We start from the raw sequence: 22,887 nt of genomic DNA, 5'->3' as shown, positions 1-22,887 counted from the left end.
TTCAGGTGAATTCAGGGTGTGCAACCGTCCAGGCCACAGGTTGGGGCCGCACCGGCGCGCACGCCGCTGTCCAGGCCCAGTGAATCCTGCAGCCATCGGGCGAAGGCCTCGGGCTTGCCCAGCCAGGGGCTGATGTCGAGCAACTGGTAGCGCCCGTCGCGCTCCAGGGCCAGGGTCGGGAAGCCCTGGCCGCCAACCTCGGACAGCAGTGCCCGGCTGGCCTTTATATGTTCGTCCACCTCGTGGGCCAGCGCCTGGTCGAAAGCCGCGGCAAAAGCTTCCCGGGAAAAACCCAAGGTTTGCGCCAGCTCCAGCAGCACCTCAGGCTCGGCAATCCGCCGCCCCTCCACGTAGTGGGCGGTTTGCAACCGGCCAAGCATTTCCAGGCCACGGCCAGCCAGGGCCTGCGCCGCCAGTACGGCGGCAATCGGCGGCGCCGAGTCGAAGACCGCCGTGTGATCGCGCAACAAACCTTCGAAATAGGCCCCGCCGAACGGCTGCCCGGTGTACTGGGCAATGCGCCGATCATGGGGCATGACGTAGTCGCGCAATTGCGGCGATACCGGCTGGCGGTTGCGACCGGTCATCATGCCGCCACCATGGGCCACCACCGGCAGCACTGCCTGGGCGGCCTGGACCAGTGGCTTGGCGCCATAGCACCAGCCACACAGGGGGTCGTGAATGTAATGAAGGGTGGCTGAGGACATACGGGGGCTCCAGCAGGATCTTGAAAATTCGACAGGTGCAGCCTATGCCCCAAAGGCCAGGGGAAAAACCTCGAAATGCCTTCCAGACTGTTTCAGGATCCGGTCGAATCGCGCCGCTAGATGCCCATGAATGGGCAGGTGGATGCCAGGAGATGAACCGTTACAGCTTTGACATAATTAGAAACAATAGAAGCGGAATAGTTTTAGCAAATAGTTAACACAAGCAAATAGCAACCATTACCATTCGCGCCTTCCCGAATCACCCCCCTCTCGGATGCGCGACAAAAATGCCTGCCCATTTCCGCCTCACTCCCCTGTCCCTGGGACTTTGCACCCTGCTGGCCGCCGGTTTCGCCTGCGCCGCCGGTACCACCCTGCCGACGACTTCCATTCGTGCCCAGGCAGAGTCCGACCCTGATGATCCGCGGGTCAGGGAAGTCAGTACCGCGACCCGCACTTCGACTCCCGCACGCTACGTGCCCCAGGCCATCGACACGGTCAAGACCGCCAACCTGCGGGATTACGGCACCAACGACCTGGGCAGCGCCCTGAGCGGCATCCCCAACGTCAGCAGCGGTGCCGACACCCGCTTCGACAGCGTGCGCATCCGTGGTTTCGACGCCAGCAACGACTTCTACCTGGATGGTGTCCGTGACGACAGCCAATATGTGCGCGACCTGCACAACATCGAGCGGATCGAAGTACTCAAAGGTCCTGCGGCAGTGCTCTATGGCCGTGGCAGCCAGGGCGGCATCATCAACCGGGTGAGCAAGCTGCCCGAAGCCGGCCGCCGCTCCAGCGTCGAAGTCCAGGGCGGCAGCCAGGACCTGCGCAGCCTGTACGCCGATCTCAGCGCTGACCCGACGGACAACATCAGCCTGCGCCTGAACCTGGGCAATGAGGACAAGAACAGCTTTCGCGATGGCATCGACGGCAATCACCGCCAACTGTTCGCCCCCTCGATGAGCTGGCAACTGACACCGGAGCTGAACTGGCTGGTGCAGTACGAGTACAGCCGCTACGACCGCACCCCGGATCGCGGCATCCCGGGCAACCCGCTGACCGGGCGCCCCGCCGACGTCAGCCGCAAGACCACCTATGGCGATACCCAGCGCGACTACATCAACGACCGCGCCCAATCGCTGCGTTCGCGCCTGAACTATGAGCTCAACGAGCAGTGGCAACTGCGCCATACCTTCAGCCTGTTCAAGCTGGAGAGTGACTTCGACAATACCTACCTGACCACCTACAAACCGGCGACGGGCCTGGTGGACCGCCAGCGCTGGCAACAGGACCTGAGCACCCGCAACCTGTACAACACCGTCGAGCTCGAAGGCCATGTCCAGACCTACGACATCGAACACACCTTGCTGGTGGGCCTGGAGATGGGCGAGCAGCGCCGTCACTCGCTGCTCAACCAGGGAGTGGGCGTGCCCTCGGTGCCATTGAGTGGTTCCACGCCAGGTGCCCAGCACAATGGCGCGATGAAAGTGTTCAGCAACAACCTGACCCAGGTCGACAGCACCGGCCTGTACCTGCAAGACCAGATTCGCCTGAACGATGAGTGGCAACTGCTGGCCGGCGCACGCTTCGACCGGTTCGAAGTGGACACCACCAGCAGACTTTCAGGCCTGCGGGAGAAGCAGGACAGCACCAGCACCAGCCCGCGCGTGGGCGTGGTCTACACCCCCTGGAAAGATCACTCGTTCTACGCGTCCTGGAGCAAATCCTTTGCCCCGGTCGGTGGCGGCCTCATCGGCATCACCCCGGGGGCCAAGGGCAACACCAACCAGACCGATCCGGAGCTGACCCGGCAGAAGGAAATCGGGATCAAGAGCGAATGGCTCGACGAGCGCCTGAGCACCACCCTGGCCCTGTACGAAATCGAGTTGTACAACCGTCGCACCGAGGATCCACTGAACAAGGGGACCTACCTGATGACGGGCCTGCAGCGCTCGCGAGGCATCGAGCTCACCGCCACCGGCAATGTGATCGGCAACTGGTATGTGCGCGGCGGCATGGGCCTGCAGGACGCGACTATCGTCAAGGACGACAACGGCAACCAGGGCAATCGTGTCAACGATGTGGCCAAGCGCAATGCCAGCCTGTTCGTCACCTGGAAGCCGGAACTGGGCTGGTATGCCGAGACCGGCCTGACCCTGGTAGGCGACCGCTATGCCGATCCGCAGAACAAGTTCGTACTCCCCGGCTACGGCCGCTGGGATGCCCTGGCCGGCTACCGGCACAAGGACTGGGATGTACGCGCGGCGCTGAACAACATCGCCAACCGCGACTACTACAGCTCCGCCACCAGCGCTTCCCAGATCCAGCCGGGCGATCCGCGCAGCCTGGTGGTCACCGGTACCTACAGCTTCTGATCCACCCGGATCACCGGCGAAAAAAAAGCGCTGCCATCCTGGCAGCGCTTTTTCACGATCCTTGTCTTTCTATCCTTTCACCACGTCCCACAACGCTTGCAGTTCCGCCTCGCTGAGCAAACCAGCGGGGTAACGCTCAATGATGATCCGGCGCGGATCAGGTTCCCTGATCTGACGCGTTCCATTGGATTTCAACCATTGCACCAGAACTTGCAGCGCTTCATTGCTCATTGCCAAGGGATGCGATGCCCGCTCGCTGACTATATTCATTCCAGCGCTCTCTCCCGGTTTCTGAGCGGCCTAACTTATCCAAGGTTTATGACAGAACATCAGAGTTCCACATGTCTCAGAATCACTACCAGGCAGATACAAGAGCTATGCCAATGTGCCTGGCGCGCCGATGTGCGGCCATGAAAAAGCCCGCGGCCCATCTGGGCCGCGGGCTGGCTGGAAGACCCCGGGGCAGGCCCGGGGTCGAGGCCGTCGAACAGGCAACAAGTTCTGTTACAACGGCACTCAAACCCGGCGCGGGGCGGGCTGTTGTTGGGTAAGGCAGTGGATATTCCCGCCGCCCAGTAACAGTTCGCGCCCAGGCACCATCACCACTTCGTGCTCGGGAAACAATTGCTGCAGGATCGCCTTGGCTGGCGCGTCCATCGGATCATCGAAACTCGGGGCGATGATCCCGCCGTTGACGATCAGGAAGTTCACGTAGGAACCGGCCAGGCGCACCGAGGGGTTGCGCTCCTGGCTACCGGCCACCACATCGACCCCGGCGCACTCTTCTTCGGTGGCGAACAGCGGGCCGGGAATCGGCATCTTGTGCACCTTGAAGGCGCGTCCCTTGGCGTCACGGGTGTTTTCCAGGACCTTCATGGCCGCCTGGCAACGCGGATAGTTCGGGTCCTGTGGATCGTCGGTCCAGGCCAGCAGCACTTCACCCGGGCGCACGTAGCAGCAGAAGTTATCCACATGGCCGTCGGTCTCGTCGTTGTACAGGCCATCGGGCAGCCAGACGATCTGCTCCACCGCCAGGTGATCGCGCAACACCGCTTCGATCTGCTCGCGGGACAGGTGTGGATTGCGGTTGTGGTTGAGCAGGCATTCCTCGGTGGTGATCAGGGTGCCTTCGCCATCGACGTGGATCGAACCGCCCTCGAGCACGAAGCCTTCGGTGCGGTATTCCTGGCAACGCTCGATCTCCAGCACCTTGCTGGCTACCTGCTCGTCGCGGTTCCACGGCGCGTACAGGCCGCCCTCGAAGCCACCCCAGGAATTGAAGCCCCAGTGCACGCCACGCACTTCGCCGGCGTCGTTGATGACGAAGGTCGGGCCGGTGTCGCGAACCCAGGCATCGTCGCTGGACATTTCCACCACACGGATGTTGGGTACGTCCAGGCGCGCCCGGGCGTTTTCATATTGAGCCGCGGAGACTGCCACGGTCACAGGTTCGAAGCGGGCGATGGCCTTGGCCACCGCGGCGTGGGCCGCCTGGGCCGGCTTGCCGCCCAGGCGCCAGTTGTCCGGGCGCTCGGGCCAGATCATCCAGGCCTGGGTCTGGGGGGCCCACTCGGCCGGCATGTAGAAACCGTCGGCGCGCGGCGTGCTGTGCAAAGTACTCATAGTGTTCAGGACTCCAGGGAACCGTCGAGGGTTTTCAGGGCGCCATAGAGGTTCGGACGGCGGTCACGGAAACTGCCCCAGGCGCTGCGGATGTGCTCGAGCTCGTCGAGGTCGAAACTGTGCACAAGGATACCTTCTTCGGTCTGGTTGAGCTCCTGGACCTTCTCGCCGAACTGGTTGGCGATGAAGGACGAACCGTAGAAGGTGATGTCGTAGCCGTCCTGTTCCTCGTTGCCGATGCGGTTGCTGGCCACCAGCGGCATCAGGTTGGCACCGGCATGGCCCTGTTGCACCCGCTGCCAGTGGTCGCGGGAGGAAATGCTCGAATCGTGGGGCTCGCTGCCGATGGCGGTGGGGTAGAACAGGATCTCTGCCCCCTGCAAGGCCATGCTGCGTGCGCACTCGGGGAACCACTGGTCCCAGCAGATGCCCACGCCGATCTTGGCGTAGCGGGTGTTCCATACCTTGAAGCCGGTATCCCCCGGGTTGAAGTAGTACTTTTCGTGGTAACCGGGGCCGTCCGGGATATGGCTTTTGCGATAGATCCCAAGGTTGCTGCCATCGGCATCGATGATCGCGATGCTATTGAAACGCGCCCGGCCGGCCAGCTCGAAGAAGCTGACGGGCAACACCACCTGCAGCTCCCGGGCAAGCTTCTGGAAATGCGCGATGGCCACATTGGACTCGGCCGCAGTGGCCAGTTGCAGGTAGTGCGGATTGGGTTTCTGGCAGAAGTACGGGGTCTCGAACAGCTCCTGGACCAGGATGATCTGCGCACCCTTGGCGGCGGCTTCGCGCACCAGCTTCTCGGCGGTTTCGAGGTTGGCCTCAAGGTCCCAGGAACAGGCCATCTGGGTAGCGGCGACGGTAACGGTACGGCTCATGGATCAACTCCTGGACGAATGGACGCAGTCGATGACGACGGGAATGGGCAGGACGCAGCACTGCGGGCCCGATAACGGCCATTTTATATCCGATAAAAATCGACTTTAGAAGCCTATAAATCAGTCTGATAAATAAATAATTGATAAAACACAGATATAAATCGATTTTTAGGCCACGTAATCGGCGGATAAAACATTTGGCCGGCCTCCTCTCCCGCAGGCAGGACGCTGCGGGCGGATGGCCGGCCAGGAAAGAACCAGGATGGGCAAGGATCCTAGAGGTCTTCGTCGAGCACCTTGGACAGCATGTCGACAAAAAAATCGACGCTCTGCCGGGTGGTGACCATCGGCGGCTTGATCTTGAGGATGTTGAGATAGTCGCCGGTGGGCTGCATGAAGATCCCCAGCTCGCGCAGGCGCTCGCAGAGCAGGGCGGTTTCCTCGGTGGCCGGCTCCAGGGTCTGGTGATCGCGGATCAACTCCAGGCCCAGGTAGAACCCCGAGCCATGCACCGCGCCCACCAGCGGATGCCGCTCCTTGAGCGCTTCCAGGCGCTGGCGGAAATGCTCGCCTACTACCCGCGCGTTGTCCCAGAGCCCTTCGTCGCGCATCACATCCAGCACCGCGATGCCGATGCGGCAACTGACCGGGCTGCCGCCGGACGAGGAGAAGAAGTACCCCTCGGCCTCCAGCGCCTCGGCGATCTCGCGCCGGGTGATCACCGCGCCCAGGGGCTGGCCGTTACCCATGCCCTTGGCCATGGTGATGATGTCCGGCACCACGCCTTGCTCCTGGAAGCCCCAGAAGAATTCGCCCATGCGGCCATAACCCACCTGGACCTCGTCGGCGATGCACACCCCGCCCCGCTCCCGGACCCGCTGGTAGACCTCGTGCAAGTAGCCGCGGGGCAACGAGATGCCGCCGGCGTTGCCATATACCGGCTCGCAGATGAAACCGGCCAGCTGGCGGCCCGTCTCGTCGAGCTTGGCCAGTTGCTGGTCGACGCTGCGCAGGTACTGTTGCGTGGTGTCCGGACCACGGAATTGGCCGCGGTAGGTGTTGGGCGCGGTCACCGGATGGACCCAGTCCGGACGGCTGTCCAGGGCCCGGGGGTTATCGGCGATGGAGGTGGAGACCGCATCGGCGGCTACCGACCAGCCGTGGTAGGCCTCCAGCACGCTGAGCATGTCGCGGCCGCCGCTGTAGGCCCAGGCCAGGCGGATCGCCAGGTCGTTGGCCTCGGTGCCGCTGTTGACCAGGAACACCCGGTCCATGGAGTCCGGGGCCAGGGCCAGCAGGCGCTCGGAAAACTCGGCGATGGCCGCGTAGTGAAAGCGCGAGTTGGTATTGAGCAACGACCACTGGCGCGCCGCCTCGGCGGCCATGCGCGGGTGGCCATGACCGAGCACCGCGACGTTATTGAGCATGTCCAGGTAGGAACGCCCCTGCATGTCGATCAGGTGGTTGCGCCAGCCGCGCTCGATCCGTGGCGGATCGACGTAATAATGCTTCTGGGTACGGGCAAAGCTGGCGTCGCGCCGGGCCAGCAGGGCCTGGGCGTCCATTTCCGGCTCGGCATCGCAGGCCAGTCCCAGCAGCGCCGCCGGCGACGGACACAGGGCCTGCCAGGCCGGGGCCCATGAAGGGCTGCAGAACAGCGGCGGCGCGAGTTCGGCACTGCGGCAGAGCTGGACCTTGAGCCGGCCGTCGGCGGCCACTGCTCCCAGCACCTGGCCCTTGACCAGCGCCGCCCCTGCATGCACCGAGGCCTCGACGCCCCACAGGCGCAGGCTCGAGCCCGGGCCGTCCAGGCGTAGCAAGCCATCCGCGGCCGCGTGCAGGACGCCGGCGAACGGCGCCTCCACCGTTGTGCCCGCAGGCACTTGCAACTGCACATGCAACGGGCAGGTCTGGGGTTCGTGCGCGCAGTCGGGCTGGGTCCGGGACAAGCGGTACTGACCGTAGCGGCTGGCGGCCAGGCCATGGGCAGCCCCGGCTTCGGCCAGCAAGCGGTCGTCGATGCCTGGCTGCTCCCAGTTGCCCGCCTCGAAATGCGGGCTTAGCACCCCCAGGTCGATCAGGGCGAACTCGCGTCCCACCAGGCTCGGCAACAGCGCAGCGAAGCCTTCGCTGGCAATGGCCGGCAGTGCCTGGCCGGCGGCGCTGAGAATGGCCGCCTCCATCAGCTCGAACGGCACCGAGGCGGCGACCCGGAAGATCTCCCACTCATGGTTCAAGTTGGCGCGGCTGTATTGGTTGTCCGGGTCGATAGCCAACTGCTGCTCGCCACTGAGCACCAGCACCGCGGCCCGGGCCACGATCAGCGGCCAGAGCGCCAGCAGCTCCGCCCGCTGCAGCGGATTGACCCGGTGATAAGCCTGGATCGCCGGCAGGATGCGCAGCGGATCGCCCTCGGCATGGTGCAGCAGTGAGGCACAGGTCACCGACAGGTCGGTGATGCGCCAGGTACGGACCAGGTCGCCGAAGTCGATCACTCCCTGCACCTGCCAGTGGCGCGCCGCGTCACGCTGCCAGACCACGTTGTCATCGGTGATGTCCATGTGGATCGCCTGCACTGGCAACTGCTCGACCAGCGGGCGCAGGCGATGCTCGGCACCCTGGGCGGCAGCGGCGAGCAGGGCACGCTGCTGGGGATCCTCAATGACCGGCAACAGGTGTTCGATCAGGGCCTGGGCATGCCGGGCGTCCCACTGCAGGGTGCGCTCCAGCCCTGGGTGCTGGAAATCCGCCAGGGCCAGGTCCATCTGCCCGCAGAGCCGGCCCAGGCCGGCCACCAGTTCCACCCCCAAGTGCGGCAAGTGGGTCAGGGAGCGGCCGTCTATATAGTCGAGCAGGCGCACATGCAGGGCTTGCCCGGCAATCTCCAGGGTCAGCAGTTCTTCACCGTTGCTGGCCGGGATGACGCGGGGAACCCGCAGCCCGGGATACTGGCGCAAATGCCTGAGGCCCTCGTGCTGGGCCTGCAACTCCAGGGCGGCATAGTCGCCACGGCAGATCTTCAGGACAAAGCGGCCTTGGGCAGTGTCGACGCGATAGTTGAGGTCCTGCTGGCTGCCCAGGGACTGCAAGGTGCCGTGCAGCCCATAGTGGGCCTGCAGCAACTCCAGCGCCTGCTGCGCCGTGACCTGTGGACTGGGCAGGCTGGCACGATGGATCAAAGTGGCGAGCAACATACGACGACCCCTGGAAATTGTCATTGGCCGCCTATATCGCCACTGGCCGGAACGTTGCGCAACCCCCGGTTCGTCGAGCGGACGTCGGTTCCGGCCGCGTCCCCGGGATATTCAGCGCGCCAAGGATGTAATCGATGGCCAGCACCCTATTGCACCACGGGCTTCGTGCCGACAAGCTATGCTGCATTTTCCGCAGTAAATGATCTTTCAAGGACACAGGCCCTTACACATGCGCATTCTTGTCACCGGCGGAGCCGGCTTTATCGGCTCGGCCCTGGTCCGCCACCTGATCCAGCACACGGAACATGAAGTCCTGAACCTGGACAAGCTGACCTATGCGGGCAACCTGGAATCGCTGCATAGCATCGCCAGCAACAGCCGCTATGAATTCGTCAAGGCCGACATCGTCGACCAGGCCACCGTCAGTGCCATACTGGCCCGCTTCCAGCCCCATGCCATCATGCACCTGGCAGCCGAATCCCATGTGGACCGCTCCATCGACGGACCGTCGGACTTCATCCAGACCAACATCGTCGGCACCTACAGCCTGCTGGAAGCGACCCGCGCTTACTGGCACCGGTTGCCCGAGGCGGAAAAAGCCGCCTTCCGTTTCCACCATATTTCCACCGACGAGGTCTACGGCGACCTGCATGGCGTCGACGACCTGTTCACCGAAACCACGCCCTATGCCCCCAGTTCGCCCTATTCCGCGAGCAAGGCCGCGTCCGATCACCTGGTCCGCGCCTGGCAGCGCACCTACGGCCTGCCGGTCCTGATCACCAACTGCTCCAACAACTATGGCCCGTTCCACTTCCCCGAGAAGCTGATCCCGTTGGTGATCCTCAATGCACTGGCGGGCAAGCCACTACCGGTCTATGGCAATGGCCTGCAAGTACGGGACTGGCTGTACGTCGAGGATCATGCCCGGGCCCTGTTCAAGGTGGTTACCGAGGGCGTGGTGGGCGAGACCTACAACATCGGCGGCCATAACGAACAGAAGAACATCGACGTGGTGCGCGGCATCTGCAGCCTGCTGGAAGAACTGGCCCCACACAAACCCGAGGGCGTGGGCCACTACGCCGACCTGATCACCTTCGTCCAGGACCGTCCCGGCCACGATCTGCGCTATGCCATCGACGCCGGCAAGATCGAACGCGAACTGGGCTGGGTACCCCAGGAGACCTTTACCAGCGGGCTGCGCAAGACCGTGCAGTGGTATCTGGAAAACCTCGAATGGTGCCGTCGGGTACAAGACGGCAGCTACCAGGGCGAACGCCTGGGCTCCACCGACATCAAGGATCTGATTGCATGATCAAGGGCATCGTATTGGCAGGCGGATCCGGCACCCGCCTGCATCCCATCACCCTCGGCGTTTCCAAGCAATTGCTGCCGATCTATGACAAGCCGATGATCTACTACCCGATCTCGGTGCTGATGCTGGCTGGCATCCAGGACATCCTGATCATCTCTACCCCCCAGGACTTGCCCCAGTATCGCAACCTGCTGGGCGATGGCAGCCAGTTCGGCGTGCGCTTGAGCTACGCCGAGCAGCCTTCGCCAGACGGCCTGGCCCAGGCCTTCCTGATCGGCGAGCAGTTCATCGGCGATGACCCGGTGTGCCTGATCCTGGGTGACAACATCTTCCACGGCCAGTATTTCGGCGAGCAATTGCGCATGGCTGCCAAGCGCTCCAGCGGCGCCACGGTGTTCGGCTATTGGGTCAAGGATCCCGAGCGTTTCGGGGTCATCGACTTCGACAACGAAGGACGGGCCCTGTCCATCGAGGAAAAGCCCAAGAAACCCAAGTCCAGCTATGCCGTCACCGGCCTGTACTTCTATGACAACGACGTGGTGCAGATCGCCAAGCAGGTCAAGCCTTCGCCACGGGGCGAGCTGGAGATCACCGACGTCAACAACGCCTATCTCAAGCGCGGCGACCTGCATGTGGAGCGCTTCGGCCGTGGGTTCGCCTGGCTCGATACCGGTACCCACGACAGCTTGCTGGAAGCCTCGCAATACGTGCAGACCATCGAGCACCGCCAGGGCCTGAAGGTCGCCTGCCTGGAAGAGATCGCCTACGAAAACCGCTGGATCAGCCGCGAGCATCTGCTCGAGCGCGCAGCCTATTTCGGCAAGACCGGCTACGGCCAGTACCTGTTCACCCTGGCTGGAGAAAACCAATGAAGGTCATTGCCACCGAACTGCCCGGCGTGCTGATCATCGAGCCCAAGGTGTTCGGCGACGAACGTGGTTTCTTCTACGAAAGCTTCAATGCCAAGGTCTTCGCCGAAGCGACCGGGGTCGACGTGCAGTTCGTCCAGGACAACCACTCGCGCTCGCAGAAGGGCGTGCTGCGCGGCCTGCATTACCAGTTGCAGAACACCCAGGGCAAGCTGGTGCGCGTGACCCAGGGCGAAGTGCTCGACGTCGCCGTCGATATCCGTCGCAGCTCACCACACTTCGGCCAGTGGGTGGCAGTACGCCTATCGGCGGCCAATCATCGCCAGATGTGGGTACCCGAGGGCTTCGCCCATGGTTTTGTGGTGCTAAGCGATTACGCCGAGTTCCTCTACAAGACCACCGACTACTACACGCCATCGGCAGAGCGCAGTATCCGCTGGGACGATCCGACGCTGGCCATCGACTGGGAGCTCAGCGAGCCCCCGCAACTCTCCGCCAAGGACCAGGCAGCGAGCCTGTTGACTGAGGCCGACCTGTTCCCATGAACACTCCACTGAAGATCCTCATCAGCGGCCAGCACGGCCAGGTTTCCCGCGAACTGCAAAAGCGCCTGGGCGACCTGGGCGAACTGCTGGTCCTGGGCCGCGACCAGCTGGACCTGAGCCATCCGGAGCAGATCCGCCAGCAGGTGCGCACACTGCGCCCCGACCTGATCATCAACGCCGCCGCCCACACTGCGGTCGACCAGGCCGAAAGCGAGGCGGAACTGGCCTACGCGATCAACGCCACCGCGCCCGGGATCTTCGCCCAGGAGGCCTTCGAGCTGGGCATCCCCTTGATCCACTACTCCACCGACTATGTATTCGACGGCAGCAAGGACAGCCCCTACGTCGAGGAAGACGAGCCCCATCCGCTGAGCGTCTATGGCCAGAGCAAGCTGGCCGGCGAACGGGCCATCAACCTGGTGCAGGGCCAGCACCTGATCCTGCGCACCAGCTGGGTCTATTCCAGCCATGGCAAGAACTTCCTCCTGACCATGCAGCGCCTGTTGCAGGAACGCCCGGAACTGCGCGTGGTAGCCGACCAGGTCGGCGCCCCGACCTGGGCCGGCACCATCGCCAATAGCACCCGGGCCCTGATCGAACGCTGGCAGGCAGGAAACCCCGGAGCCTGGGGCACCTACCACCTGACCGCCCATGGCGAGACGTCCTGGTTCGGCTTTGCCCAGGCCATCGGCGAGCAGCTGTTGGCCATGGACAAGCCTTGCGCGGTACTGGAGGCCATTCCTTCCAGCGCCTACCCGACCCCGGCGCCACGACCGCTGAACTCGCGCCTGGACTGCAGCCGCCTGGAGCGGGAGTGGGGCGTGATCCAGCCGGACTGGCACACCGCATTGCGCGAGTGTCTTGCCGAGCAGGGCTAGGCATAATGCGCCTGTAACCACAGGCGCCGTTTCCATGACCCCACCCCTTCCCCGTCGTCCCCGCTGGCGCAGCCTGGCCCTGCTGGCGCTGTGCCTGGCTCCACTGCTGTGGCCACTGCAGCACCTGGCGGAACGCTACTACCGCAATGAGCTGGCCGGGCAGAATCGCCAGACCCTGGACCTGTACGTGGCCAACCTGCTGGGCACCCTGCACCGCTACGAGGTGCTGCCGCAGATCCTCGGCGACCTGCCCGCACTACGGGCGGTACTGGGCGCCCCGGACGATGGCGTGACCCAAGGCAACGCCAACCGCCTGCTGAAGAACATCAGTGCCCAGACCGGTGCCGAGGTCATGTACCTGATGGACACCAGCGGCAATACCCTGGCGGCCTCCAACTGGGACAAGCACGACAGCTTCGTCGGGCGCAACTTCGCCTTCCGCCCCTATTTCAGCGAAGCCATGGCCGGGCGCCTGGGGCGCTTCTTCGGCCTGGGCACCACCTCGGCCAAACGTGGCTATTTCTTCGCCGCCGCGGTGCGCGACGGCGAGCGCATGCTCGGCGTGCTGGTGGTCAAGGTGGACCTGGACCACACCGAGAGACTCTGGGGCAAGACCCCGGAGCAGTTGCTGGTGACCGACCACAATGGCGTGGTGATCCTGACCTCGCGCCAGGAATGGCGCTTTCGCGCGACCCGGGCCCTGAGCGAGCAGGAACACCAGGCGATCATCGCCATCCAGCCCTACCCGACCCGCGACCCGCGCCCACTGAACCTCACTCCCGATGCCTGGCTGACCCAGACCCAGCAGATCGAGGAGACCGGCTGGAGCGTCAGCATCCTCGCCCCGCGCACGCTCATCGACCGTCCAGTACGAACCGTGGTGGCGGTGGGCGCCGCCGCGCTGCTGGTGCTGATGCTGCTGCTCGGGCTGATGATGCAGCGGCGCCGGCACTACCTGGAACGGATCGCCTTCGAAGGCAAGGCGCGGCGCGAGCTGGAGATGCGCGTGGCCGAACGCACCAGCGACCTGGAAAACCTCAACCGACGCCTGAAACAGGAAGTGCTGGAGCGTGAGAACGCCCAGCAGGATCTGGTGCGCGCCCAGGACGATCTGGTCCAGGCCGGCAAGCTCTCGGCACTGGGCACCATGTCCGCCAGTATCAGCCACGAACTCAACCAGCCCCTGGCAGCGATCCGCAGCTACGCGGAGAACGCCGAAGTGCTGCTGGACCATCAACGCACCGACGACGCCCGGGGCAACCTCAAGCTGATCAGCGAACTGACCGGACGCATGGCCTCGATCATCACCCACCTGCGGGCCTTTGCCCGGCGCGATCACCACGCACCGGAGAGCGTCGCCCTGCAGCCGGCCCTGGACGATGCCCTGGCCCTGTTGGCCAAGCGGCGCCGGGCCATGGATGTGGAGCTGATCCGCGACCTGCCGGCCGCTACCCTTTGGGTCCAAGCCGGGGAAACCCGCCTGCGCCAGGTGCTGGGCAACCTGCTGGCCAACGCCCTGGATGCCCTCACTGAAAAAGGCCCACCGCGCAAACTGTGGCTGAGTGCCGAATCCACCGCCACGGGCGTCAACCTGTGCATTCGCGATAACGGCCCGGGCTTCTGCATGGAAGCCCTGGGCCGTGCTGGCGAACCGTTCTACACCACCAAGACGCGCACCCAGGGCCTGGGGCTCGGACTGGCGATCTGCGACACCCTGATGCGGGCCTTCGGCGGCGAGCTGTCGTTCGCCAACCACCGCGAAGGCGGTGCGCTGATCACCCTGCGCCTGCGTGCCGGGGCTCCGGGCGTCAGCCCGCAGCCGTCCGAGGATCGCGGAGTATGAGACACGACGCAGCCCGCAAGCCGATAATCCATGGACCGGCCTGGCATGGCCGGCCACGACACGATCTGGAAAGCCACCGATGACCCGTCCCGACAGCCTCGACCCCCAGTTGCAAGTGGTGTTGATCGACGACGACCCGCACCTGCGCCAGGCCTTGAGCCAGACCCTGGACCTGGCCGGGCTCAAGGTCTTGTCCCTGGGCGAGGCCCAGGGCCTGGCCGAGCGCCTGGAGCGGGATTGGCCGGGGGTGGTGGTCAGTGACATCCGCATGCCCGGCATCGACGGCATGGAACTGCTGAGCCAGTTGCATGCCCAGGACCCGGAACTGCCAGTGCTGCTGATCACCGGGCATGGCGACGTGCCCCTGGCGGTACAGGCGATGCGCGCCGGGGCCTACGACTTCCTGGAAAAACCCTTCGCCAGCGATGCCCTGCTGGACAGCGTGCGCCGCGCCCTGGCCTGGCGCCGCCTGGTGCTGGACAACCGCAGCCTGCGCCTGGCCCTGAGCGATCGCCAGGAACTGAGCGCCAGGCTGGTGGGACAGTCGGCTTCCATCCTGCGCCTGCGCCAGCAGATCGGCGCCCTGGCGGCGACCCGCGCCGATGTGCTGATCCTCGGCGAAACCGGGGCCGGCAAGGAGGTGGTGGCCCGGGCCCTGCACGATCTGTCAGGAAGACGTAACGGACCGTTCGTCGCGATCAACGCCGGGGCCCTGGCGGAGTCGGTGGTGGAGAGCGAGCTGTTCGGCCACGAACCTGGAGCCTTCACCGGCGCGCAGAAGCGGCGCATCGGCAAGTTCGAGTTCGCCAATGGCGGCACGCTGTTCCTCGATGAAATCGAAAGCATGAGCCTGGATGTCCAGGTCAAGCTGCTGCGCCTGCTCCAGGAGCGAGTGGTGGAGCGCCTGGGCGGCAACCAACTGATCCCGCTGGATATCCGCATCATCGCCGCGACCAAGGAAGACCTGCGCCAGGCAGCGGACCAGGGGCGTTTCCGCGCCGACCTCTACTACCGCCTGAACGTGGCGCCACTGCGGATTCCGCCACTGCGCGAGCGCGGCGAGGATGTGCTGATGCTGTTCCAGCACTTTGCCGATGAAGCCAGCAGCCGCCACGGCCTGCCGGTCCAGGAGCTGCAACCGGGGCACCGTGCCCTGCTGCTGCGCCACACCTGGCCGGGCAACGTGCGCGAGTTGCAGAACGTCGCCGAGCGCTTCGCCCTGGGCCTGGAGTTGGCCCTGGACAACGGCGATCCGGGACAGGCCCCAGCCGCGACCGCACCGCTGATCAGCGGCGGCCTGAGCGAACAGGTCGAGCATTTCGAGAAATCGCTGATCGCCGCCGAAATGGCCCAGCCCCACAGCTCGCTGCGCAGTCTCGCCGAGGCCTTGGGCATCCCGCGCAAGACCCTGCACGACAAGCTGCGCAAGCATGGCCTGAACTTCGCAGACAGCGGCGCCGGACAACCCGGCGACGAATCGGAATGAACCACTCCCAGCCAACTCCCGACCCCCGAGGCCCATGCATGAACCGCGACAGTCGATACCTGGAATCCATCCTCCACCATGACATTCCCCTGACTCGGGAAATGGGCCTGAAGGTGCTCGACTGGCAGGCGCAGCAACTACGCCTGCAATTGCCCCTGGAAGCCAACGTGAACCACAAGAGCACCATGTTCGGTGGCAGCCTCTATTGCGGCGCGGTACTGGCTGGCTGGGGCTGGCTGCACCTGCGGCTGCGGGAGGAGGGAATCGAGGACGGGCACATCGTCATCCAGGAAGGGCAGATCAGCTACCCGCTGCCGGTCACCGGTGACGCCCAGGCGATCTGCGCGGCCCCCGAGGACAAGGTCTGGAAGAGATTCCTGTCGATGTACCAGCGCTACGGTCGGGCACGCCTGACCCTGCACACCAAGGTGGTGAATGCCGGCAGCGAAGAAGCCGCGGTGCTGTTCGCCGGCCAGTACGTGCTGCACCGCTGAAATCGGCCTGCTCCGGGACTTTACCCGGGGGCTCGGCTCGCCTGTGGTATCAGCGCTGCCCGTCCTGGGCGCCACAGAGTTCCAGCAGCCTGGACCGCCAAGGGGCCTTGGCGGGCAACGCCACGAAGAAGTCGTTGAGCAGCGACTCCCGAGGCGGATAGCAGAACGGCGCGCCGGCAAGATCCAGCACCTCGCCCCCGGCGCCTTCAAGCACGCCCTGGGCCGCCGCCGTGTCCCATTGCGACGTGGGCGCCAGCCGTGGATAACAATCCGCCGTCCCTTCGGCCAGCAGGCAGAACTTCAACGAGCTGCCGATGTTGGCCAGTTGCAGCTCACCCAGGGTAGCGCTCAAGCCACCGAGCAGGCGTTCTTGCGCCGGGCTCGAATGGCGCCGGCTGGCCACCACGGTGAAGGCCTGGCCCACCGGCTGCTCCCGCACGGCGATCGCCTGCAGCGCCTGGCCACGCTCGGCACGCCAGGCACCCAGGCCGGCGCCACCCAGGTAGCAACGGCCATTGGTGGGCATCGCCACCACGCCGAACACCACGCGCCCCTGCTCGATCAGGGCGATGTTGACGGTGAACTCCTCGCTACCGGCAATGAACTCCTTGGTGCCGTCCAGCGGGTCCACCAGCCACCAGCGCTGCCAGCTGGCCCGGGTCGCCTGGGGAATGTCGGCGTCTTCCTCGGACAGCACCGGGATGTCCGGGGCCAAGGTCTTGAGGCCGGCCACGATCAGGTGGTGCGCGGCCAGGTCGGCCGCCGTCACCGGGGATTCGTCGGCCTTGTGCTCGACCGCCACATCGGCGCGCCAGAACGGCAGGATGGCGTCGCCGGCACGCAGCGCCAACTCCATTACCGGAGCCAGGAAAGGATGGGGAAGCGTCATCGCTATCTCACTCATGCTTGAAAGACCCCGCGCTGGCTCAGCAGGTCGCGGGCCAGGTACAACGCGGCCAGGGCCCGGCCTTCGCTGAACTGGGGATTCTGCGCCAGGCCAGACAACTCTCGCAGGTTGACCTTGTCGACCCGCATCGGCTCGGGTTCATCGCCCTCCAGGCGTTCTTCGTACAGGTCGGTGGCCAGCACCACCTGGATCTTCTGGCTCATGTAGCCCGGGGACAACGACAGCTCGGTCAGGTGCTCCAGCTGGCGCGCCCCGAAGCCGGCTTCTTCCTTGAGCTCACGCTCGGCCGCCGCCAGCACGTCCTCGCCAGGCTCGATCAGGCCCTTGGGCAGGGACAGCTCGTAGGCATCGGTGCCGCCGCAGTATTCCTCCACCAGCACCGCGTGCTCGGCATCGAGCATGGCCACGACCATCACCGCGCCATAACCCGCGCCCCGCCCCACCAGCCGCTCGTAGGTACGTTCGGCACCATTGGCGAACCGCAGCTGCAACTGTTCGACACAGAACAGGCGACTGGAAGCGACGATCTCTCGGGCAAGTACGGTGGGTTTCTGACGCATGGCGGGCTCCTTGGCGATAGCGGGTTACTATACAGCCTGTTTGAAAGTGACTGGGTTGCAGATTGCGGCAGCGCACAGGCGCTGCGAGGCCTATTGTCTACTGCATCTGATCGCCCCTGCCGGGGGCGTTTTTTTACGCCGGGTGCACGGCCTCGGCCCCTCCCGCTTCGTCGGCCCTGCCGGTCGACCGTTTTCCATTGGAGAAGTAGTCAATGGCCCTGATGCCCTGGCGCGATATCGATACCGTCCTGCTGGACATGGACGGCACCTTGCTGGACCTGCACTACGACAACCATTTCTGGCTGGAGCACCTGCCCCAGCGCTATGCCGAGCTGCACGGGGTGAGCCGGGCCATGGCGGAGCTGGAACTGCGCCCGCTGTTCGAGCGTAACGCCGGTCGGTTGCAGTGGTATTGCCTGGACTTCTGGAGCACCGAGCTGAAGCTGCCTGTGCGCGAGCTGAAGCTGGAGACCGCCCACCTGATCGCCCTGCGTCCGGACGCCGACACCTTCCTCGCAGCACTGGGACGCGCCGGCAAGCGGGTGATCCTGATCACCAACGCCCACCGCGACTCCCTGTCGTTGAAGCTGGAGCGGATCGAGCTGGCGCCCTACTTCGAACGCCTGATCAGTTCCCACGACTACGGCTTTCCCAAGGAGGACCCGCAGTTCTGGGAAGCCCTGCAGGCCGATATCCGCTTCGATCCGACCCGCAGCCTGTTCATCGACGACACCTTGCCGATCCTGCGCAGCGCCCGGGACTTCGGGGTCGCGCAATTGCTCGCGGTCAGCCAGCCGGACAGCCGCAAGGGGCCGAAGGACACGGCGGAATTCGCTGCGGTAGGGGATTATCGGGAATTGCTCGACGGGTTGGCCGAGTAACAGGCCCGCATCCGTGCGGGCCTGTTGGCAACCCGGGCTATCGGCTCACTCGGGAATGCGCAGGACCTGGCCCGGATAGATCTTGTCCGGATGGGACAACAGGGGCTTGTTGGCCTCGAAGATCTTGTTGTACTTGTTGGCATCGCCGTATTGCGCCTTGGCGATGGCGCTCAGGGTATCGCCCTTCTTCACGGTGACGAAGACCGCCGTAGCGGCGACCGGGCCGCTGACGATGATCTGGTCCTCGACGCTGCCGACGCCGGCGATGTTGCCCAGGGCCAGGAGGATCTTTTCCTTCTCTTCCTGGCTCGCCACTTCGCCCTTGACGATGACCTTGTCGCCTTCCACCGTCGCCTGGACGTTGGGGTTGCCCAGGCCGACCTTGGCGATGTGCTCCTTGAGCTGCTCACTGGCGTTGGCGTTACCGGGGGTCAGCAGGTCGATCAGTTTCTCGCCCGCTTCCTTCACAAAGCTGAAAATGCTCATGTCGCACACTCCTTGGTTGATAGATCCAGATGCGAAAGACTAGACCAGCCCGGCCGATCGTGGTTCCCGGCCGACCACTGACCAAGGCCGCGCCGGCACGGTAGAATCCCGGCCTTTTGTCGCACCGGAGCGAAGATGGACATCAAGCAGCTGAAATTCCTCATCGCCCTGGACGAAACCCGCCACTTCGGCCAGGCCGCCGCGCGCTGCCATATCACCCAGCCGACCCTGTCGATGCGCCTGCGCAACCTCGAGGAAGAACTCGAACTGCCGCTGGTCAATCGTGGCCAGCGTTTCGAAGGTTTCACCGCACCCGGCGAGCGCGTCCTGGCCTGGGCCCGCACCGTGCTCACCGCCTATGACGGGCTGCTGGCCGAAGCCGCTGCCTGCCGCGGCAACCTGGTGGGCACCCTGCGCCTGGGAGTTGTCCCGTTGTCGAGCTTCGACCCACAGCCACTGATGCAGCGCCTGCACGCCGAGCACCCGCACTTGCGCTTCGAACTCTCGTCCCTGAGCTCGGAACAGATTCTCGAGCAGTTGGCGAGCAATCGCCTGGACCTCGGGGTTTCCTACCTGGAACGCCTGGACGGCGAGCACTTCGACTCCCTGACCCTGGCCCAGACGCATATGGGACTGCTGTACGACCAACGGCACTTCAGCTTCGGCGAGCAACCGCTGAGCTGGGAGGCGCTGACCGAATTGCCCCTGGGCCTGCTGACCAGCGGCATGCATTTTCGCCAGTCCATCGATCACAACTTCCATATCCGCGGGCTGCACCCACGCCCCGTCCTGCAGACCGATGCCGTCCATCAGCTGGTGCAGATGGTCCACGGCGGCCTGTGCTGTGCGGTGATGCCCCTGGACAGCGGCCTGGAAGCCATGACCGAACACCTGCGCCTGCAGCCGATAGAGGATGCCCAGACCCTGGCCCGCCTGGGCTTGATCATGCGCCGCAGCGCGCCACGCTCGGCCCTGGCCGAGGCCTGCTTCGCCCTCTACCGCAAGCTCCTCGGCGGTCTTTGATCGACGCCATCTATCAAAGGATCAGTACTAGCAATTAGACGCGACACAATGCCGCGCTTAGGCTTGCCCCCCAGTACGCCGCTGATCCCCCGATGAACGCCAAACGCCCGCCCTGCGCAGCGCCAGCTCCTGCGAGGCCCGCCCCCCCGCGCTCGCTTCTCGAGCTTGCGCCACACCCGGCAAGGGCCGCGTCATCACCGTCACTATCTTGTCCACCTGCCGCATCGCAGCGCACTGCGTCCCGACAGCCCCGCGATGGAGAGTCGCCCGTGAGTACACATAACCAAGCCGACCAGAAACCCGTGGCCCGCTACAAGCCCTACAAGGGACCGGCCGGCGGTTGGGGCGCCCTGATCAGCGTGGCCCAGGCCTGGCTGACCAGCGACAACGCCCTGAAGAACATCCGCATGATGCTCAAGACCAACCAGAACGGTGGTTTCGACTGCCCGGGCTGCGCCTGGGGCGACTCGCCGGAAAGCGGCATGGTCAAGTTCTGCGAAAACGGCGCCAAGGCAGTGAACTGGGAAGCCACCAAACGCCGGGTGGACGGCGCCTTCTTCGCCAAGCACAGCGTTAGCTCCCTGTTGGAACAGAGCGACTACTGGCTCGAATACCAGGGCCGGTTGACCGAGCCGATGAGCTACGACGCCGAGACCGACCGCTATCGTCCCATCAGTTGGGAAGACGCCTTCAGCCTGATCGCCCGCCACCTGCTGAACCTGCCGAGCCCGGACATGGCCGAGTTCTACACCTCGGGCCGGGCCAGCAACGAGGCGGCCTATCTCTACCAGCTGTTCGTGCGGGCCTACGGCACCAACAACTTCCCCGACTGTTCGAACATGTGCCACGAAGCCAGTGGCGTGGCCCTGGCGCAGAGCGTCGGGGTGGGCAAGGGCACGGTGACCTTCGACGACTTCGAGCACTCGGACGCGATCTTCGTCTGGGGCCAGAACCCCGGCACCAACCATCCGCGGATGCTCGAGCCCCTGCGCGAGGCGGTGAAGCGCGGCGCCCAGGTAGTGTGCGTGAACCCGCTGAAAGAGCGCGGCCTGGAACGCTTCCAGCACCCGCAGAACCCCCTGGAGATGCTCACCAACGGCAACCGTCCGACCAACACCGCGTACTTGCGCCCGGCCCTGGGTGGCGACATGGCGTTGCTGCGCGGCATGGCCAAGTTCCTCCTGCAATGGGAACGCGATGCGCAAAAGGCCGGGACCGCGGCCGTGTTCGACCACGACTTCCTCAACACCCACACCGCCCAGGTGCTGGAATACCTGGGCACCATCGACGACACCCCGTGGGAGCAGATCGTCGAGCAGTCGGGCCTGACCCTGGTGGAGATCGAGCAGGCGGCGCGCATGTACGCCAAGGGCAAGAACGTCATCATGTGCTGGGCCATGGGCATTACCCAGCATCGCCATTCGGTGGCGACCATCCAGGAAATCGCCAACCTGATGCTGCTGCGCGGCAACGTCGGCAGGCCCGGCGCCGGCCTGTGTCCGGTCCGCGGCCACAGTAACGTCCAGGGCGACCGCACCATGGGCATCAACGAGCGGCCGCCGGTGGCCTTCCTCGATTCGCTGGAGCGGCGTTTCCAGTTCAAGGTGCCCAGGGACAACGGCCATAACGTGGTCGAGGCGATTCACGCCATGCTCGAAGGCCGTTCCAAGGTATTCATCGGCCTTGGGGGCAACTTCGCCCAGGCCACTCCGGATAGCGAGCGGACGTTCCAGGCCCTGCGCAACTGCGACCTCACCGTGCAGATCAGCACCAAGCTCAATCGCAGCCATCTGGCCCACGGCAAGGATGCACTGATCCTGCCGTGCCTGGGCCGCACCGACATCGACCTGCAGGCCGGCGGTCCGCAAGCGGTGACCGTGGAAGACTCCTTCAGCATGGTCCACGCCTCCAACGGCCAATTGCAGCCGCTGTCGGTGCACATGCGTTCCGAACCCTGGATCCTCGCCGGCATCGCCTCGGCCACCCTGGGCAACCGCCCGGTGGACTGGAGTTGGCTGGCAGCAGACTACGGGCGCATCCGCGACCTGATCGCCGACACCATCCCGGGCTTCAAGGAATTCAACGAGCGGCTCAAGCACCCAGGCGGCTTCTACCTGGGCAACGCCGCCGGCGCCCGCCAATGGAACACCTCCTCGGGGCGCGCCAACTTCCGCGCCAACCTGCTGCCCAGGGACCTGATCGACGAACGCACCCGGGCCAGTGGCCAGTTGCCGGACCTGATCCTGCAGTCGATGCGCTCCCACGACCAGTACAACACCACCATCTACGGCCTCGATGACCGCTATCGTGGGGTCAAGGGCCAGCGCGACGTGCTGTTCGCCAACGAGGCGGACATCATCCGCCTGGGCTTCAAGCCGGGACAGAAAGCCGACATCGTGTCGTTGTGGAACGATGGCCGCGAACGGCGGGTCAAGGGTTTCACCCTGCTGGCCTTCGATATCCCGGCCGGCCAGGCCGCGGCCTACTACCCGGAGGTGAATCCGCTGGTACCGCTGGAAAGCACCGGCGACGGCAGCCACACCCCGACCTCCAAGTTCATCGCCATCCGCCTGGAAGCTGCCAGCGACAATGGCCTGATCATGGCCCGCTCGGCCTGATCCACCGCGTTTGCAACAGCGTTGTCCCAGGCACGAAAAAGGCCGCCCCTGCATGCAGGGAGCGGCCTTCGTCAAGTAACCGTAGACCTGCGAAAATCACTTAAGTTCCCCATTAAAAACAATAAGTTGCGAGATTGTGTACAACTCGTGCTATTCGTCGGATTTCGTTTGTAAGCCTCGCGGTACAGCCTCAGGATCG

Annotated in this window: 19 protein-coding genes; 11 read left to right on the top strand and 8 right to left on the bottom strand. The window is 64.7% G+C overall.

Annotated features, from left to right (window positions below; genetic code table 11):
- Window positions 1–11: 11 nt before the first annotated feature.
- Entirely contained in the window at window positions 12–707 is a 696-nt protein-coding gene (locus tag CAG11_RS23530; protein WP_085598157.1) for a DsbA family protein, read from the bottom strand.
- Window positions 708–994: 287 nt separating this feature from the next.
- Here CAG11_RS23530 and CAG11_RS23525 point away from each other — a divergent pair, with 287 nt between their 5' ends.
- Entirely contained in the window at window positions 995–3,085 is a 2,091-nt protein-coding gene (locus tag CAG11_RS23525; protein ID WP_085598156.1) for a TonB-dependent siderophore receptor, read from the top strand.
- A 69-nt stretch (window positions 3,086–3,154) separates the two neighbouring features.
- On the opposite strand, the gene CAG11_RS23520 is transcribed toward CAG11_RS23525, so the two are convergent.
- From CAG11_RS23520 to CAG11_RS23505, 4 genes are all read right to left on the bottom strand, one after another.
- On the bottom strand, window positions 3,155–3,355 hold the full coding sequence (locus tag CAG11_RS23520; RefSeq protein WP_085598155.1) for a hypothetical protein: 201 nt from the start codon (window positions 3,353–3,355) through the stop codon (window positions 3,155–3,157).
- Window positions 3,356–3,601: 246 nt separating this feature from the next.
- Window positions 3,602–4,708, bottom strand: a complete 1,107-nt coding sequence (aguA, locus tag CAG11_RS23515) for an agmatine deiminase (RefSeq protein WP_085598154.1) — start codon at window positions 4,706–4,708, stop codon at window positions 3,602–3,604.
- A 5-nt stretch (window positions 4,709–4,713) separates the two neighbouring features.
- Entirely contained in the window at window positions 4,714–5,592 is an 879-nt protein-coding gene (gene aguB, locus CAG11_RS23510; protein WP_085598153.1) for an N-carbamoylputrescine amidase, read from the bottom strand.
- Window positions 5,593–5,867: 275 nt separating this feature from the next.
- A complete protein-coding gene (locus tag CAG11_RS23505) occupies window positions 5,868–8,786 on the bottom strand; it encodes an aminotransferase (protein ID WP_085598152.1) in 2,919 nt (972 codons plus the stop codon).
- A gap of 229 nt (window positions 8,787–9,015) precedes the next feature.
- Here CAG11_RS23505 and rfbB point away from each other — a divergent pair, with 229 nt between their 5' ends.
- The 7 genes from rfbB to CAG11_RS23470 all read left to right on the top strand — a co-directional run bounded on the left by rfbB (window position 9,016) and on the right by CAG11_RS23470 (window position 16,213).
- The gene (rfbB, locus tag CAG11_RS23500; protein WP_085598151.1) at window positions 9,016–10,098 is read left to right on the top strand and encodes a dTDP-glucose 4,6-dehydratase; all 1,083 of its coding nucleotides are present in this window, start codon (window positions 9,016–9,018) and stop codon (window positions 10,096–10,098) included.
- Window positions 10,095–10,970, top strand: a complete 876-nt coding sequence (gene rfbA / locus CAG11_RS23495; RefSeq protein ID WP_085598150.1) for a glucose-1-phosphate thymidylyltransferase RfbA — start codon at window positions 10,095–10,097, stop codon at window positions 10,968–10,970. Before rfbB ends, rfbA begins: the two co-directional genes overlap by 4 nt.
- On the top strand, window positions 10,967–11,512 hold the full coding sequence (rfbC, locus tag CAG11_RS23490; RefSeq protein ID WP_085598149.1) for a dTDP-4-dehydrorhamnose 3,5-epimerase: 546 nt from the start codon (window positions 10,967–10,969) through the stop codon (window positions 11,510–11,512). Before rfbA ends, rfbC begins: the two co-directional genes overlap by 4 nt.
- Complete coding sequence (gene rfbD / locus CAG11_RS23485) at window positions 11,509–12,390, top strand: dTDP-4-dehydrorhamnose reductase (protein WP_022644231.1); 882 nt, start codon at window positions 11,509–11,511, stop codon at window positions 12,388–12,390. The genes rfbC and rfbD overlap by 4 nt, the downstream gene beginning before the upstream one ends.
- Before the next feature lie 34 nt (window positions 12,391–12,424).
- Window positions 12,425–14,233 (top strand): ATP-binding protein, encoded by a 1,809-nt coding sequence (locus tag CAG11_RS23480; protein WP_085598148.1) that lies wholly within the window; start codon window positions 12,425–12,427, stop codon window positions 14,231–14,233.
- A 79-nt stretch (window positions 14,234–14,312) separates the two neighbouring features.
- On the top strand, window positions 14,313–15,719 hold the full coding sequence (locus CAG11_RS23475; RefSeq protein WP_085598147.1) for a sigma-54 dependent transcriptional regulator: 1,407 nt from the start codon (window positions 14,313–14,315) through the stop codon (window positions 15,717–15,719).
- 38 nt (window positions 15,720–15,757) lie between these two features.
- Complete coding sequence (locus tag CAG11_RS23470) at window positions 15,758–16,213, top strand: YiiD C-terminal domain-containing protein (RefSeq protein ID WP_085598146.1); 456 nt, start codon at window positions 15,758–15,760, stop codon at window positions 16,211–16,213.
- 49 nt (window positions 16,214–16,262) lie between these two features.
- Here the strand turns inward: CAG11_RS23470 and cysQ are convergent, their stop codons facing one another.
- Both cysQ and nudE read right to left on the bottom strand, forming a co-directional pair.
- Complete coding sequence (cysQ, locus tag CAG11_RS23465) at window positions 16,263–17,102, bottom strand: 3'(2'),5'-bisphosphate nucleotidase CysQ (protein WP_085598145.1); 840 nt, start codon at window positions 17,100–17,102, stop codon at window positions 16,263–16,265.
- Between the two features lie 11 nt (window positions 17,103–17,113).
- Window positions 17,114–17,680 (bottom strand): ADP compounds hydrolase NudE, encoded by a 567-nt coding sequence (nudE, locus tag CAG11_RS23460; protein WP_053132652.1) that lies wholly within the window; start codon window positions 17,678–17,680, stop codon window positions 17,114–17,116.
- Between the two features lie 212 nt (window positions 17,681–17,892).
- Here nudE and yrfG point away from each other — a divergent pair, with 212 nt between their 5' ends.
- On the top strand, window positions 17,893–18,561 hold the full coding sequence (gene yrfG, locus CAG11_RS23455; RefSeq protein ID WP_022644225.1) for a GMP/IMP nucleotidase: 669 nt from the start codon (window positions 17,893–17,895) through the stop codon (window positions 18,559–18,561).
- 45 nt (window positions 18,562–18,606) lie between these two features.
- On the opposite strand, the gene lysM is transcribed toward yrfG, so the two are convergent.
- Window positions 18,607–19,047, bottom strand: a complete 441-nt coding sequence (gene lysM, locus CAG11_RS23450; protein ID WP_085598144.1) for a peptidoglycan-binding protein LysM — start codon at window positions 19,045–19,047, stop codon at window positions 18,607–18,609.
- A 135-nt stretch (window positions 19,048–19,182) separates the two neighbouring features.
- Here lysM and CAG11_RS23445 point away from each other — a divergent pair, with 135 nt between their 5' ends.
- Both CAG11_RS23445 and CAG11_RS23440 read left to right on the top strand, forming a co-directional pair.
- Window positions 19,183–20,070, top strand: a complete 888-nt coding sequence (locus tag CAG11_RS23445; protein WP_085598143.1) for a LysR family transcriptional regulator — start codon at window positions 19,183–19,185, stop codon at window positions 20,068–20,070.
- A gap of 269 nt (window positions 20,071–20,339) precedes the next feature.
- Entirely contained in the window at window positions 20,340–22,688 is a 2,349-nt protein-coding gene (locus CAG11_RS23440; protein ID WP_085598142.1) for an FdhF/YdeP family oxidoreductase, read from the top strand.
- Window positions 22,689–22,887: the final 199 nt, after the last annotated feature.

This window comes from Pseudomonas sp. B6(2017), assembly GCF_002112765.1.
Classification (GTDB): domain Bacteria; phylum Pseudomonadota; class Gammaproteobacteria; order Pseudomonadales; family Pseudomonadaceae; genus Aquipseudomonas; species Aquipseudomonas piscis.
Note: the sequence above shows the minus strand (reverse complement) of the source record. Positions and strands in the feature narration are given on the sequence as shown.